This is a genomic window from Bombilactobacillus sp. ESL1092 (assembly GCF_058107465.1).
Genome location: NZ_CM176594.1, coordinates 1,633,357 through 1,647,936 on the forward strand (window position 1 = coordinate 1,633,357; position 14,580 = coordinate 1,647,936).

Here is a 14,580-nt window from a genome sequence, read left to right on the forward strand (position 1 = left end):
TGGAGGAAAAATTCATTGTCTGTTGAAAGAATTACGGCACAAGAATTTGTCGATATGATTCGCATGGGAGCACACCGTTTAGGTCAGAATGCTCAATTTGTGAATTCTTTAAATGTTTTTCCGGTACCTGATGGCGATACCGGAACCAATATGGACTTAACATTTAAATCGGGCTATAAAGCAGTTAATGAAGCCGATACGAAGCACGTTGGTGAATTAGGTCAAGTCTTAGCCAAAGGATTGTTGATGGGCGCACGGGGCAATTCGGGAGTGATTACATCCCAAATTTTCCGTGGTTTTAGTAAAAGCATTGAGGCGAAGCCAGTTTTAACGCCCCAAGATTTAGCCCAAGCGTTCGCTGATGGTGTGCAGACGGCTTATAAAGCCGTGATGAAACCAGTCGAAGGCACGATTTTGACAGTTGCTAGAGGAGCTAGTGAACAGGCCCAACAGGTGAGTGCAACAGCAAGCGATGTAGAAACAGTGATGGCTGCAGCCTTACAAGGAGCTAAACAGGCGCTGGCCCAAACACCGGATTTATTGCCAGTATTAAAAGAAGTTGGCGTAGTCGATTCGGGAGGCCAAGGCTTGGTCTTTATCTATGAAGGCTTTTTACAAGCTTTAGGTGGCGAAGTTAATGATAGTAATATTCACCAACCTGATGCTACTGAAATGGATGAAATGTTAAATGCAGCCCATCATCAATCAGTGCAAACGCAGTTTAATAATGAAGATATTGTGAACGGTTTTTGTACCGAAATGATGGTTCAATTAGGGGTTCAACCAACTACTGACCAACAGTTTGATTACGAACAATTTCGCAATACATTAAGTGAAATTGGCGATTCACTATTGGTGGTTGCTGATGATGAAGTGGTGAAAGTTCATGTGCACACACAGCATCCTCAAAAAGTCTTTACCTATGGTCGGCAATTTGGCGCGTTAGCTAAAGTTAAAATCGACAATATGCGGATTCAACACGAAACCATTATTGAAAATGACACCGCACAAGCTCCAGTAGCGACCGAGCCAGTCGATTATGCAGTTATTGCCGTGGCTTCCGGTAATGGTCTACAAAAACTGTTTCGCAGTTTAGGCGTGACTACTGTTATTAGCGGTGGTCAAACGATGAATCCTTCAACGCAAGATATTATTCACGCTATTGAGAATAGTAATGCCAAACAAGTTATTGTTTTACCAAATAATGGTAATATCGTCATGGCTGCCCAACAAGCTTGTCAAGAAGTTAATTTACCAACGGCAATTGTGGCCAGTAAATCAATTGCTCAAGGAATGACGGCCATGTTAGCTTTTGATCCAACTGCAGATTTAACAGACAACGAAGCTAACATGACTGAAGTGTTAACCACAGTTAAGAGTGGTCAGATTACAACAGCTGTGCGCGATAGTGTCATTGGTGACTTAACAATTAAAAAAGCAGATTTGATCGGACTGGTTGATGGCGATATTGTCGTTAGTGGCACTGATTCACTTACAGTAGCCCGCCAGATGGTGGCTAAAATGGTGGATGAAGATAGTGAAGTAGTGACTATTTTAGTGGGCGCACAAGGAAATAATGACAGTGCCCAACAAATTGCGGAAGCTATTACGAATGATTTTAGTGAATTAGAAGTTGAAATCCATGAGGGCGATCAACCCGTGTATCCGTATTTGATTGCTGTTGAATAAAGAGATCATTGAGGCTGTGAATAATTGGTGCACTAAGGAGCCAGTATGCAAGAATTATTACAATCGGTTAGTTATTTAAAGGGTGTTGGTCCTAAAGTTCAAGCTGCATTAGGAACTTTAGGAATTACTACGGTACGTGACCTACTTTATTTTTTTCCTAAACGCTATAACGATCTTATTGTTAAGACACTTGCTGAAATTAGTGATCAGGAAAAAGTAGTTTTAAAAGGAGTTGTGGGTAGTCCTGCTTTACTTAAACGTTTAGGTGGTAAAAGAAATTTAGTCATTGTTCGTTTATTGGTTGACAATGAAACGATCCCAGTGACTTTTTTTAATCAACCGTGGTTAAAGCGCCAGTTCACAGTTGGTCAGGAAGTTTTGATTTATGGGCGTTTTGATGCGGCTAAACGATCTTTGACGGGGATGAAAGTTCTCAGTGATGATCAAGCAACTAATCAACTGGCGGCCATTTATCCCACTAATCGGCAAATCTCGCAAAAAAGTTTAATTAAGCTAATTCACCAAGCCGTTGATCAATATTTGTCCCAAGTTCCCAATCTTGTTCCGCTTGCTCTGCGGCAAGCCTATCACTTATTAACTGATCAACAAATTATTGTGGGAATGCATTTTCCGAAGTCCAAGCAACAAGCCCATTTGGCTCGCCGAAGTGCTAAATTTCGGGAATTATTTTTGTACAGTTTACGGCTATGTGATTTAAAAGTAACTACGCAAAAGCAGACAGCAGGTTTGGCACAACATTATGACGAACAATATGTGCAGCAATTTGTGAGTGATTTTTCGTTCCAATTAACAGCAGCACAAACAAAAGTTTTAACGGAAATTTTAACCGATTTAAAAGCACCTCAACCGATGAATCGTCTATTACAAGGTGATGTAGGTAGTGGTAAAACTGCCGTCGCGGCTACGGCGATGTTTGCCTCAGTAACGGCGGGTTATCAGACGGTTTTAATGGCTCCCACTGAAATTTTGGCGCAACAGCATTATCAAAAACTGGCGCCGTTATTTGAGCAGTTTCAAATGACAACGAGCTTGCTAACTAGCTCGCTAAAGGCGCCACAAAAAAAGTTGATCTTAAATAATATTCAACAAGGTCATACGAACATTATTATTGGAACGCAAGCAGTTTTTCAAACGGCGGTCCAGTATCAACGTTTGGGATTAGTAGTAATTGATGAGCAACATCGTTTTGGTGTTCGCCAGCGGAAGGCCTTACGCCAAAAGGGAGGCAATCCCGATGTCTTGTTAATGACAGCCACGCCGATTCCGCGGACCTTAGCAATTACTTATTATGGTGAAATGGATTTATCGATTATTGATGAATTACCCGCGGGGCGCCAAGCAGTCAAAACTTACTGGTTGCGCTCCAATAAGTTAGAGCAAGTCCGTCATTTTATGACGGTGCAGCTTCAGCAACAAGCTCAAATTTTTATCGTCACCGCACTGGTCGAGGACTCTGACAAGATGACTTTAACTAGTGCCAAAACTCTCTATCAAGAATTGCAACAACAGTTTCCCCAAGCACGAATTGGGCTGGTGCACGGACAATTAACAGCGGCCGATAAAGCGCAGACAATGGAACAGTTTAAACAACACCAATTGGATATTTTAATCGCTACGACGGTCATTGAAGTTGGCGTGGATGTGCCAGATGCAACGGTTATGATTATTTTAAATGCTGAACGCTTTGGTTTATCGCAGTTACATCAATTACGGGGGCGGGTTGGTCGTGGTCAACAAGCGGCCTACTGTATTTTAGTGGGAGACCCTGCGAACCAAACGGCAATTCAACGTTTAAAAATTATGACACAAACCAATGATGGTTTTAAGTTAGCACAAAAAGATTTAGAATTACGTGGTAGCGGGGACTTCTTTGGTGATCAACAATCGGGTTTGCCACAGTTTGAATTGGCAGATCCAGTGAGTGATGTTAAAATGCTTGATATTGCTTACCAAGAAGCACGAAAATTGATGCAAACGGATCCTAATTTGACTCAATTTCCCCAATTAAAGCAATATTTACAAACAGTAATACATGATAATTTAGATTAGTGAGGTTATTTGAATGAAAATTGCAGTTGATGTCATGGGTGGCGATCACGCACCAGAAGTGGTCGTACAAGGAGTAGAGCGAGCCCGGAATGAATTTGCAGATTTAGAATTTAGTCTATTTGGCGATCAAACGGCAATTAAACAATATTTACAAGATTCTAAGAGAATTGAAATTGTGCATACTACGACCCAAATCTTAGGCACGGATGAGCCCATGAAAGCTATTCGGCAAAAAAAGGATTCATCAATGGTCCTAGCTGCGCAAGCAGTGAAAGCTGGTCAAGCCGATGCAATGATTTCGTTAGGAAATTCCGGTGCATTGTTAGCTGCGGGAATTTTTATTGTGGGACGTTTGAAAAATATTTCTCGCCCGGCCTTAATGCCCACGATGCCCATGATTGGTCAAAACAATGCTTTTGTCTTTTTGGATGCGGGGGCCAATGCTGAGGTTAAAGTTCCTTATTTGACACAATGGGCGGTGATGGGCTCGTTTTATGCCAGTGAAGTTTTAAATACTGCTCAGCCACGAGTTGGTTTATTGAACAATGGTAGTGAATATGATAAGGGTGATAAGTTACACCAGCAAGCTTATCAAGCATTAAAAGAGTTACCAGGAATTAATTTTGTTGGTAATGTGGAAGCTGATAATTTATTAGTTGGTGCTGCCGATGTAGTAGTGACTGATGGTTTTACTGGTAACGCGGTCTTAAAAGCGATTGAAGGGACCGCTTCATTAGTCATTAAAGAATTAAAAGCGGCATTACTCAATAATGGTTTGCGGGCGAAAACGGGAGCACTGTTAGCTAAACCAGCGCTCAAGTCGATTAAATCTTTATTTGACGTTTCCACATACGGTGGTGCAGTTTTGATGGGTGCTAAAGCCCCAATTGTTAAATCACACGGGTCTTCAGATGCACGTACGGTCTATTATGCCTTAGCGCAATTGAGAATGATGTATAATAAGGGAATGCTTGATAAAGTAATGGCTTACTTTAATCAAGAACAAAAAACTAATAATTAGGAGATCAGTTAATTATGAATAGAGAAGATATTTTTCAAAAAATTGCTCAAATGTTAAGCGAACGCTTTGGTGTTGCAGTCGATAAAATTACGGATGCAACTAATTTCCAAGAAGATTTAAAAGCTGATTCCATTGATATGGTGGAATTTGAGTTGGAACTAGAAGATGATTTTGGTGCCGAAATTCCTGATGAGGAAGCTGCTAAAATCCAAACTGTTGGGGCGGCAGTTGATTATATTGTTTCACAACAATAATAAATGGAGGTTATTTGACCTTTGACTAAAAATAAAACAATGGATGATCACCAATTAGTACAGCTATTAGCTGATCATTATCAAATTAAATTTCACAATATGGATTTATTGCATTCAGCTTTGACACATTCTTCGTTTGCAAATGAACACCGCGAGTTAGCGGTTAAAGATTATGAACGCTTAGAATTTTTAGGTGATGCGGTTTTAGAGTTAAATGTGTCAGAATATATTTTTAAAAAATTTCCACAATTACCTGAAGGACAACTAACCAAATTACGAGCAGATATTGTTTGTACAGCCAGTTTTTCGCGCTTTTGTCGCGAAGTAGGCTTGCCACAGTTTATTCGCTTGGGTAATGGTGAAGAAAAAGCTGGCTCACGTAACCGTGATACGTTACTAGAAGACGTCTTTGAAGCTTTTGTGGGAGCTTTGTATTTAGACCAAGGCAATGACAAAGTGGTCACTTTTTTGCAAGCAGTGGTTTATCGGCATATTGATGCGGGCGAATTTAGTGATGATAATGACTTTAAAACAGAGTTACAAGAAGAATTGCAACAAAACGGTGATGTGCAAATTGATTATCAAGTTTTGAAGACGGAAGGCTCTGATGATCAGACGGTCTTTACAGTTCAGTTGGTAGTTAATCAACAACCCTTAACAATGGGCGTGGGTCACAGTAAAAAAGATGCAGAACAACAGGCAGCTCACCGGCAATTACAGAAATTGCATCAAAAATAGGAGGAGTTTTGTTTGGTCTTAAAGGCACTACAAATGATGGGTTTTAAGTCTTTTGCAGACAAAACAACGCTTCATTTTGATGAAGGCATTACGGGAATTATCGGTCCCAATGGTAGTGGTAAGAGCAATCTCACCGAAGCTATTCGTTGGGTAATGGGTGAACAATCATCCAAAAGTTTACGTGGCGATAATATGCAAGATGTTATTTTTGCGGGCAGCGCCACACGAGCGCCGTTAAATCGGGCAGAAGTGGTGCTCAAGTTTGATAATCGTGATCGGCAATTGCAATTTGACCATGATGAAGTACAAGTTACTCGGCGACTATTTCGCAATGGTGAGAGTGATTTTTTGATCAATAACCGTAAAGTTCGACTCAAAGAAATTACGAATTTATTCTTAAGTTCCGGCTTGGGTAAACACTCTATGGCTATCATGTCGCAAGGTAATGTCGAAGCTATTTTTAATAATAAGCCACAAGATCGTCGGTTTATTATTGAAGAAGCAGCTGGTGTCGCTAGTTTTAAACTAAAGAAAAAGCAGGCGCAGCAACAATTAGAGCAGACTGATGACAATTTACAGCGAGTTAATGACATTGTTACTGAGTTAGCAAGACAGGTGGAACCACTCAAAGAACAAGCCAGTCTGGCTCGTGATTATCAAGAGCAGCAAGCCAAGTTTAGTCACCTGGAACAACAGGTCTTAGCAATTGAGATTGCCGATTTGAATCAAAAGCAAACCACATTATTACAAAAAAGACGATCTATCAAACAACGCTTAACGGAAATTGGTCAACGCTTGACGACCACTAATCAACAAGTTAGTGAAAATAATCAAGCTCAAGAACAATTAGCTTTGAAATTGGACCAAAAACAGGTGCAATTGACGCAATTAAGTCAAAAACTGACGGAAACTAAAGGCCAAGCTACCCTCCACGCTGAGCGCTGGAATAATAGTGATGCTCAGTATCAAACACTGCAGCAGCAACAAGAAGATTTACAGCAACAACAACAGCTTACGCAAACCCAAATCGCCAATTTAACCACTGCTGAGCAAAACCTGCAAACTAAATTGGCTGCTTTGCAAGCTACTTTGCAACAAAAACAGTCCGATTTAAAAACGGATCCCCAACAAATTCAACAAACTGTGACCGACTTACAACAGCAACGTGTTACGAACTTGCAACAGCAAGCAGCATTGACTAAGCAGTTGCAGTTTCAAACAGAACAATTGCAGAAAAGTCAACAACAGCTCCAGGTTGTCACTAAAACAGTAGCTGAACAACAAGCTGCTGGTCAAACCCAACAACAACACTTAACGCAATTAAATGCGCAAGTTCAACAACAGCACCAACAGTTAAAAACACAACAGCAAAGTGTTCAGCAAGTGACGTTAAAGTACCAGCAAACGCAGCAGCAATTACAAGCAGCTCAAAATCAGTATTATCAACAATTACGAACGGTGCAACAAGTTCAAGCTGAGTTAAAATCGCTACAAAAAATTCAACAACAACACCAAGGTTTTTATCAAGGTGTACGGGCAATTTTGGCAGCCCAATTAAGTGGTGTCATTGGAGTTGTAGCAGAGTTAATCAATGTTCCAGAAACTTATCAAGTGGCCATTCAAAGTGCTGCTAGTTCAGCTTTGCAGTCGATTGTTACGACCAATCAAGCTAGTGCGAGGGCTGCGATTGACTATTTACGGCAACATCGGCAAGGACGGGCTACTTTTTTACCGCAGACGGTGATGAAAAGTCGGAAGATCTGGCCTGAACAGTTGTCAGCTTTACAAGCGTTAACTAATTGGCAGCTAGCGAGTGATGTGGTACAGATTAATCCTGATTTACAAAATATCGTGGATTACCTTTTTGGTAATTTAATTATTGTAGATCAGCTTAATACAGCAACGAAAGTTAGTAACCTATTGCAACATCGTTACCGGGTAGTGACGTTAAAAGGTGATTTGATTAATCCAGGCGGATCAATGACTGGCGGGCAAGTCCGCGCCAATTTAGCTATTTTGGGGCAAAAAGAGCAAATCAAACATCTCGCACAATCTGTTCAAAGTTCACAAAAACAATTAGATAAAAGACAACAGCAAGTGCAAACTTTGCAGCAAGAAGTGCAATTGGTCAGTGATCAAAAAAAGACACAAGAACAACAGTTACAGCAGTTGTTGCCTAAACAACAACGATTAGAAAGTGATTACCGATTACACCAGCAGCAATTCCAACAACACCAAGGCCAATTAGCGGACTTTAAGCAACAACAACAAGCTTTAGCACAGCAAATTCAGCAGTTTCAACAACAAGTAGCTGCTAGTCGTCAACAATTACAGGACTTAGCGCAAATGTTGCAACAAATTGAGCAAAACAGTCAACACCAGCAAGCTTTAATTCAAAATTTGGACCAACAAAAGAGTTCTTTAGCGCAAACATTGCAAACGACGAAAACACAAATCATTGTCACAAAAAATGATTTGCAGAATCAGCAGAAAGAATTGCAGCAAAAACAGCAGTTGCAAGCAGACTTACAAACAAAACTTCAGCAACTGCAACAAGAACAGCAGCAACTACAAGTTACACAGGATGATTTTGCTCAGACCAAGCAAGATTTACATCAGCAAGTTACGCAGTTAACGCAAAAAGTGCAGCAATTACAACAACAAATTACGCAATGCCAGCAGCAACGCGAACAGCTTCAACAAACTTCTCAAGAGTTAAATCCCTTGAATCAGCGCTTAGTTGGCTTGCAACAGCAGGCAATGGATGAGCAAAGTCAGTTGTCGGTGCAACAAGCTGAAATAAAACAACAATTACAGCAGCGTTTGAAACATTTGGAGCAAGATTACAACCTCAGTTTTGAGGCAGCCATGGCAAAAGTGCCAGCCAACTTTGATTTAACTCAAGCACAAGATCAAATGCGACTCTTACAACAAGGATTAACGGATTTAGGGACAGTTAATTTAGCAGCCATTGCCGAATACGATCAGGTTAAAGACCGGTACGAATTTTTAACACAGCAACGTGCAGACTTAATGGCCGCACGTCAGCAGTTAACAACCACAATGGGTGAGATGGATCACGAAGTCAGTCAACGCTTTGCAGCCATGTTTCAGCAAGTTGCGGCGGCTTTTGAACAAATTTTTCCGCGGATGTTTGGTGGTGGACATGCCAAACTAGTGTTAACTGAGCCAGATGATTATTTATCTAGTGGTATTGAAATTATTGCACAACCGCCGGGAAAAAAGTTGCAACGAATGAGTTTGCTGTCTGGTGGTGAACGAGCATTAACTGCCATCACTTTGCTATTTGCTATTTTGCAGGTTAAGCCCGTGCCGTTTTGTGTTTTGGACGAAGTGGAAGCATCCTTGGATGATGCTAACGTGTTGCGCTTTGCTAATTTTTTACAGCAATATGATCAAGCAACACAGTTTATCGTGATTACACACCGTAAAGGAACAATGCTCAAGGTAGATCGCTTATACGGAGTAACGATGCAAGAATCCGGAGTTTCTACGATATTAACCGTTAAATTAGAACAGAATGGAGTTGAAAACATTCATGGGATTGTTTGATTTATTTAAGAGAAATAAAAAAACTGTAGATGATGAAAAAGCCGAAAAAGCCGAAAAAGCCGAAAAAGCCGAAAAAGCCGAAAAAGCCGAAAAAGCCGAAGCTGAACAACCATTAGATGATGCCAAAGAAGTGGCGCCAACTGCTGACAATCTAAAACCAGCTGCTGCAGAGCAATCAGCTGTAACTGACGTTAGTGATGCACCAGAAGTAACAAGTCAAACTGTAGAAAATTCAACAACGGAAAATGCTGAACCAGAGGACAATGAAGCTCAGATTGAAAACGATACTGCAGAGTCTGATAGCGAGCAGCCCGAAGTTGCTGCTACTTCTGCTGTTTCTGAAACTGCTGATTCCATTACTTCAGAGACAACCGCAGCGTCTTCTAATGCAGAGTTAGCGCCCGCAACTGATGAGGAGCCAGATTCTCAGGAAGAAGAATATAGTCAAGGTCTGCAAAAAACTCGGCATACTTTTCGGGATAAATTTAATGCATTTATGGCCAATTTCCGGTCAGTTGATGAAGACTTTTTTGATGATTTAGAAGATTTGTTAATTCAATCCGACGTTGGTTATGAAATGTCGTTAAAGATTTCTGATGCCTTACGCGAAGAAGTTAAATTACAGAATGCTAAATCGAAAGCGGAAGTTTCGCGCGTTATTATTCAAAAAATGGTTGAATTATATCGGGCAGATAATCATAAATATGATTATCAACTGAATTTGGACTTTCAGCGCCCATTAAATGTTATCTTATTTGTGGGAGTTAATGGTGCTGGTAAAACAACGACGATTGGTAAGTTAGCTGCACGGTTGAAACAGCAAGGACACAAGGTATTATTAGCTGCCGGTGACACTTTTCGCGCCGGGGCGATTGAACAATTACAAGCCTGGGGCCAAGCGACAGGGGTTACTACCGTTGCTAAAAAAGCGGGCAGTGATCCTGCCGCGGTAGTTTATGAAGCTTTGCAAAAAGCACAAACGGAAAACTATGATGTGCTACTGGTAGATACCGCCGGTCGGTTACAGAATAATGCTAACTTGATGAAAGAACTAGAAAAAATCAAACGGATTATTACGCGTGAATTGCCAGATGCACCACATGAAGTTTTATTAGTCGTTGATGCAACCACAGGGCAAAATGCGCTGAGCCAGGCCAAGCAGTTTCAAAAGGTGACGCAAGTAAGCGGTTTGGTCTTAACCAAATTAGATGGTTCATCGCAAGGTGGCATTGTTCTGGCAATTAATGATGAGTTACAGATACCGGTTAAATTAGTGGGCTTAGGTGAAAAAGTGAGTGATTTGCGGGACTTTGACCCAGAGCAATTCGCACAAGGTTTGTTTAGCCGCTTATTGGATGAAGCTGATGAATGATAATTTAGCGCAAAAAAATTATGTTAATGTCTTGTATAGTTTTTACCAACCATTGCTAACGGCTAAACAAGATCAGTATATGCAGCTATATTATGGTGATGATTTTTCGTTAGGTGAAATTGCTCAGAATTATCATGTCAGTCGACAGGCTGTTTATGATAATTTAAAACGAACAGTTAAAATTTTAGAAAAATATGAGCAGAAGTTACACTTGTGTCAAGAATTTCAAAAACGGGAAACCTTATTAGCACAATTAGGGCAAATTATTCAAACTGATTATCCACAGGATCAAGCTTTAAAAACAATTTTTCATAAATTGCAGCAGTTAGATGTTTGATAAAAAAACAAGGAACTGGTAGAGGAGATAAATATGGCTTTTGAAGGATTAAGTGAGCGGCTCCAAAAGACGTTTGCCAAATTACGCGGCAAAGGTAAAATAACTGAAAATGATGTCAAAGAAATGATGCGTGAAGTGCGTTTGGCATTGTTAGAAGCCGATGTTAATTTTGATGTCACAAAGACTTTTATTCAAACGGTGCGCCAACGAGCCATCGGTAGTGAAGTCTTGGAGAGCTTAACTCCTGCACAACAAATCATTAAAATTGTTAATGAAGAGTTAACTAAAATTATGGGTACCGAAGCGGTTGCTTTAAATAAAGCAGCCAAAATTCCGACAGTAATTATGATGGTTGGGCTGCAAGGCGCTGGTAAAACGACTTCGGCTGGTAAATTGGTTAAGTATCTACAAGAAAATAATCATGCCCGCCCCTTGTTAATTGCCGCTGATGTCTATCGCCCTGCTGCGATTGAACAGTTGAAAACTATCGGTCAACAATTGACAGTTCCGGTTTATGATGAAGGTACAGACCAAAATCCGGTGTCAATTGTGGAACACGGTCTCCAACAAGCTCGTGAACAAAAGAATGATTATGTCTTAATTGATACTGCTGGGCGCTTAGAAATTGATGACCAATTAATGGATGAATTGAGTCAGATTAAGGCAATTGCGCAACCCAATGAAATATTGTTAGTTGTGGACTCCATGACTGGACAGGCGGCAACGCATGTGGCCGAAGGATTTAATGAACAGCTCGATATTACCGGTGTGATTTTGACTAAGTTAGATGGTGATACTCGTGGTGGGGCAGCTTTGTCCATTCGTTCAGTCACCGGTAAGCCTATTAAATTTATTGGTTCTGGTGAAAAATTAGATGCACTAGAGGTTTTCCATCCGGATCGAATGGCTGATCGTATCTTGGGCATGGGCGATATGATGACGTTAATCGAGAAAGCCCAACAAGAATACGATGATAAACAAGCGGTTGAGTTAACACGCAAAATGCAGGAGAATTCGTTTGACTTTAATGATTTTATTGATCAAATGGATCAAGTGCAAAAAATGGGTCCAATGGATGAATTGATGAAGATGATTCCTGGCATGGCGAACAATCCGGCTTTACAAAATGTGAATCTTGACCCGAAAGATATGGATCATTTAAAAGCAATTGTTTATTCTATGACGCCGGCTGAACGCCAAGATCCCGAATTATTAAATCCATCACGCCGCCGCCGCTTAGCAGCAGGCTCTGGGCGACCAATTGTTGAAGTTAACCGCATGATTAAGCAATTTAAACAGATGCAAACCATGATGCAAAAAATGTCCAAGGGTAATTTTGCCGGCATGGATCAACTAATGGGCGGCGGTTTACAAGGTAAGCTGGGCAAAATGGCCATGGGTTCCATGGTGCGCCATAATAAAAAACGTAAGAAAAAGCGTCTAAAAAAAGTTAAACGATTCAAATCTTAAAAGTTGCTACTTGTAAAGAAAAAAAGCTTTACACTATTATGGAAAACGAGTATACTATTGAACGTTAAGTTAAGAAGCTAAATTTATGGAGGAATTTAATTATGGCAGTTAAAATTCGGATGCATCGTATGGGAAGTAAACGTCGTCCTTTCTATCGAATTGTGGTAGCTGACTCAAGAGCACCACGTGATGGTCGTTTTATTCAACAAGTTGGTCATTATAATCCATTACACAAAGAAGATTTAAAATTAGATGCTGATTTGATTTTGGATTGGTTACAAAAGGGTGCCCAACCTTCAGATACAGTACGTAACTTGTTACAAAAACAAGGCATTATGAAGCAATATCATGAGTTGAAATTAGCTAATAAGAAAGCTAAGTAGTTTTAACAAAGATGGAAACTGACATTGTAACCTTAATTAAAGCAATTGTTTTACCACTAGCGAATGATAAGGATCAAGTTCAAGTTCGCGTTGAAGATGAAGCAGATTGTTTGGTTTATGAATTATCTTTAAGTACAGCAGATGCTGGACGGGTCATTGGTAAACAAGGTCGCGTAGCACAAGCAATTAGAACGATTGTTTATTTAGAAAATGATCAGAATTCAAAACGAGTTAAACTAAATATTGTACCAATTACTACTGATTAATATGGTGGGTGGCTGCAGCTAAAAGTTGCAGCCATTTTTCAAATTAAGGTTTAAAAGTGCCGGCAATTTAGTACTTGTCATGAAGTAAAGGAGTTATTAATGACCCAAACAGACTATTTACGTGTTGGTAAAATCATAAATACCCACGGTTTAAAAGGCGAAGTTAAAGTGCAAGCTTTAACGGACTTTGCGGACGAACGCTTCCAACCTGGTCAAACTTTATTCATTGAAACTGCACCTGATCATTATCAATCGGTTCAGGTGACTAGTGCGCGGATTCAGAAGAACTTTTGGCTCATTCAATTTGCGGAAATTAAGGACATTGAGAGTGCACAAAAAGTTCAAACGCATGAATTGTGGATTGATGCGCAACAATTGCAACCATTACCCGATGGTCAATATTATTATAAAGATATTATGGGCATTACAGTTTATGATCAAAAGCGGGGGTTACTGGGATCAGTAGTGGATATTTGGGATTTAGGTCCGAATGATATCTGGGTTATTCAAGGTGCGAAATACGGCGAAATTTTGTTACCCATTCTCAAAGATGTGTTGGTGACGGTTGATTTGTCAGCGCAACAAGTGCAAGTCAATTTACCAGAAGGATTAATTGATGAAGATTGATATTTTAACGTTGTTTCCTAAAATGTTTGCGGCACTGGATGAGTCACTTTTAGGTAAGGCTCAAGAAAAGGGATTAATTGACATAAATATTTGCGACTTTCGGCAATACTCTGAAGATAAACACCATCATGTTGATGATACCCCCTATGGTGGTGGTGCCGGAATGTTACTGCAGCCTCAGCCTTTTTATCGGGCCATGGATGAAATTAATCAAGTAGATCCTGCTCCCAAACGGGTCATTTTATTAGATCCCGCGGGGCGCAAGTTTGATCAAACGGCGGCCCAAGAGTTGGCCCAAGAACAGCATTTGGTTTTTTTGTGCGGTCATTATGAAGGCTTTGACCATCGCATTGAAAAGCTGGCGACGGATAAATTTTCGATTGGTGATTTTGTCATTACTGGTGGTGAAATGGCAGCCATGTTAATGATTGATGCTACTGCGCGCTTTGTACCAGGAGTTTTGGGGAATGGCCAGTCGGCATATAGTGATTCGTTTACCGATGAATTGTTGGAATATCCCCAGTATACACGGCCAGCAGAGTACCGCGGGATGAAAGTTCCTGACATTTTGTTAAGTGGTAATCATCAAAAGATTGCCACTTGGCGGCATCAACAAGCCTTAAAGAAGACTTATCAAATGCGACCAGATTTATTAGCCAAAGCACAATTGAGTCCGGAAGATCAGGCTTTTTTGCAACAATTAAAAGCAGCTGATGATTAAAAGTTTCAAAAATAAAATTTTGTGTTATAATCTAATTTGTGTGATTACACGACAACAAT

13 protein-coding genes are annotated in these 14,580 nt (G+C 40.3%); all 13 read left to right on the forward strand.

Translation table 11 applies throughout. From position 1 onward, the window contains the following. Positions 1–15 precede the first annotated feature (15 nt). The 13 genes from AC3B6Y_RS07725 to trmD all read left to right on the forward strand — a co-directional run bounded on the left by AC3B6Y_RS07725 (position 16) and on the right by trmD (position 14,521). The gene (locus AC3B6Y_RS07725; RefSeq protein WP_489790904.1) at positions 16–1,689 is read left to right on the forward strand and encodes a DAK2 domain-containing protein; all 1,674 of its coding nucleotides are present in this window, start codon (positions 16–18) and stop codon (positions 1,687–1,689) included. Between the two features lie 45 nt (positions 1,690–1,734). Further along, positions 1,735–3,759, forward strand: coding sequence for an ATP-dependent DNA helicase RecG (gene recG / locus AC3B6Y_RS07730; protein ID WP_489790905.1), 2,025 nt, complete (start codon positions 1,735–1,737; stop codon positions 3,757–3,759). 13 nt (positions 3,760–3,772) lie between these two features. Continuing rightward, complete coding sequence (gene plsX, locus AC3B6Y_RS07735; RefSeq protein WP_489769016.1) at positions 3,773–4,780, forward strand: phosphate acyltransferase PlsX; 1,008 nt, start codon at positions 3,773–3,775, stop codon at positions 4,778–4,780. 14 nt (positions 4,781–4,794) lie between these two features. After that, positions 4,795–5,034, forward strand: a complete 240-nt coding sequence (gene acpP, locus AC3B6Y_RS07740; RefSeq protein ID WP_489757522.1) for an acyl carrier protein — start codon at positions 4,795–4,797, stop codon at positions 5,032–5,034. Between the two features lie 39 nt (positions 5,035–5,073). Further along, positions 5,074–5,772, forward strand: a complete 699-nt coding sequence (gene rnc / locus AC3B6Y_RS07745) for a ribonuclease III (RefSeq protein WP_489757713.1) — start codon at positions 5,074–5,076, stop codon at positions 5,770–5,772. A gap of 12 nt (positions 5,773–5,784) precedes the next feature. Beyond that, complete coding sequence (smc, locus tag AC3B6Y_RS07750; RefSeq protein ID WP_489790906.1) at positions 5,785–9,345, forward strand: chromosome segregation protein SMC; 3,561 nt, start codon at positions 5,785–5,787, stop codon at positions 9,343–9,345. After that, on the forward strand, positions 9,332–10,717 hold the full coding sequence (gene ftsY, locus AC3B6Y_RS07755; protein WP_489790907.1) for a signal recognition particle-docking protein FtsY: 1,386 nt from the start codon (positions 9,332–9,334) through the stop codon (positions 10,715–10,717). Before smc ends, ftsY begins: the two co-directional genes overlap by 14 nt. Then, complete coding sequence (locus AC3B6Y_RS07760; RefSeq protein WP_489790908.1) at positions 10,710–11,054, forward strand: putative DNA-binding protein; 345 nt, start codon at positions 10,710–10,712, stop codon at positions 11,052–11,054. The genes ftsY and AC3B6Y_RS07760 overlap by 8 nt, the downstream gene beginning before the upstream one ends. A 33-nt stretch (positions 11,055–11,087) precedes the next feature. After that, complete coding sequence (gene ffh, locus AC3B6Y_RS07765) at positions 11,088–12,524, forward strand: signal recognition particle protein (RefSeq protein WP_489790909.1); 1,437 nt, start codon at positions 11,088–11,090, stop codon at positions 12,522–12,524. Between the two features lie 101 nt (positions 12,525–12,625). Next, positions 12,626–12,907, forward strand: a complete 282-nt coding sequence (gene rpsP / locus AC3B6Y_RS07770) for a 30S ribosomal protein S16 (RefSeq protein WP_489757527.1) — start codon at positions 12,626–12,628, stop codon at positions 12,905–12,907. Between the two features lie 11 nt (positions 12,908–12,918). Next, positions 12,919–13,173, forward strand: a complete 255-nt coding sequence (locus AC3B6Y_RS07775) for a KH domain-containing protein (RefSeq protein ID WP_489757528.1) — start codon at positions 12,919–12,921, stop codon at positions 13,171–13,173. A gap of 99 nt (positions 13,174–13,272) precedes the next feature. Then, positions 13,273–13,800: a ribosome maturation factor RimM gene (gene rimM, locus AC3B6Y_RS07780; protein ID WP_489757529.1), complete on the forward strand. Its 528-nt coding sequence runs from the start codon at positions 13,273–13,275 to the stop codon at positions 13,798–13,800. Continuing rightward, entirely contained in the window at positions 13,790–14,521 is a 732-nt protein-coding gene (trmD, locus tag AC3B6Y_RS07785) for a tRNA (guanosine(37)-N1)-methyltransferase TrmD (RefSeq protein ID WP_489790910.1), read from the forward strand. The genes rimM and trmD overlap by 11 nt, the downstream gene beginning before the upstream one ends. Positions 14,522–14,580 lie beyond the last annotated feature (59 nt).

What these genes read in the sequence shown, in the direction of transcription:
- recG (WP_489790905.1), top strand. Translation starts at nt 1,735, where the DNA reads ATGCAAGAATTATTACAATCGGTTAGTTATTTAAAGGGTGTTGGTCCT.
- plsX (WP_489769016.1), top strand. Translation starts at nt 3,773, where the DNA reads ATGAAAATTGCAGTTGATGTCATGGGTGGCGATCACGCACCAGAAGTG.
- acpP (WP_489757522.1), top strand. Translation starts at nt 4,795, where the DNA reads ATGAATAGAGAAGATATTTTTCAAAAAATTGCTCAAATGTTAAGCGAA.
- rnc (WP_489757713.1), top strand. Translation starts at nt 5,074, where the DNA reads ATGGATGATCACCAATTAGTACAGCTATTAGCTGATCATTATCAAATT.
- ftsY (WP_489790907.1), top strand. Translation starts at nt 9,332, where the DNA reads ATGGGATTGTTTGATTTATTTAAGAGAAATAAAAAAACTGTAGATGAT.
- AC3B6Y_RS07760 (WP_489790908.1), top strand. Translation starts at nt 10,710, where the DNA reads ATGAATGATAATTTAGCGCAAAAAAATTATGTTAATGTCTTGTATAGT.
- ffh (WP_489790909.1), top strand. Translation starts at nt 11,088, where the DNA reads ATGGCTTTTGAAGGATTAAGTGAGCGGCTCCAAAAGACGTTTGCCAAA.
- rpsP (WP_489757527.1), top strand. Translation starts at nt 12,626, where the DNA reads ATGGCAGTTAAAATTCGGATGCATCGTATGGGAAGTAAACGTCGTCCT.
- AC3B6Y_RS07775 (WP_489757528.1), top strand. Translation starts at nt 12,919, where the DNA reads ATGGAAACTGACATTGTAACCTTAATTAAAGCAATTGTTTTACCACTA.
- rimM (WP_489757529.1), top strand. Translation starts at nt 13,273, where the DNA reads ATGACCCAAACAGACTATTTACGTGTTGGTAAAATCATAAATACCCAC.
- trmD (WP_489790910.1), top strand. Translation starts at nt 13,790, where the DNA reads ATGAAGATTGATATTTTAACGTTGTTTCCTAAAATGTTTGCGGCACTG.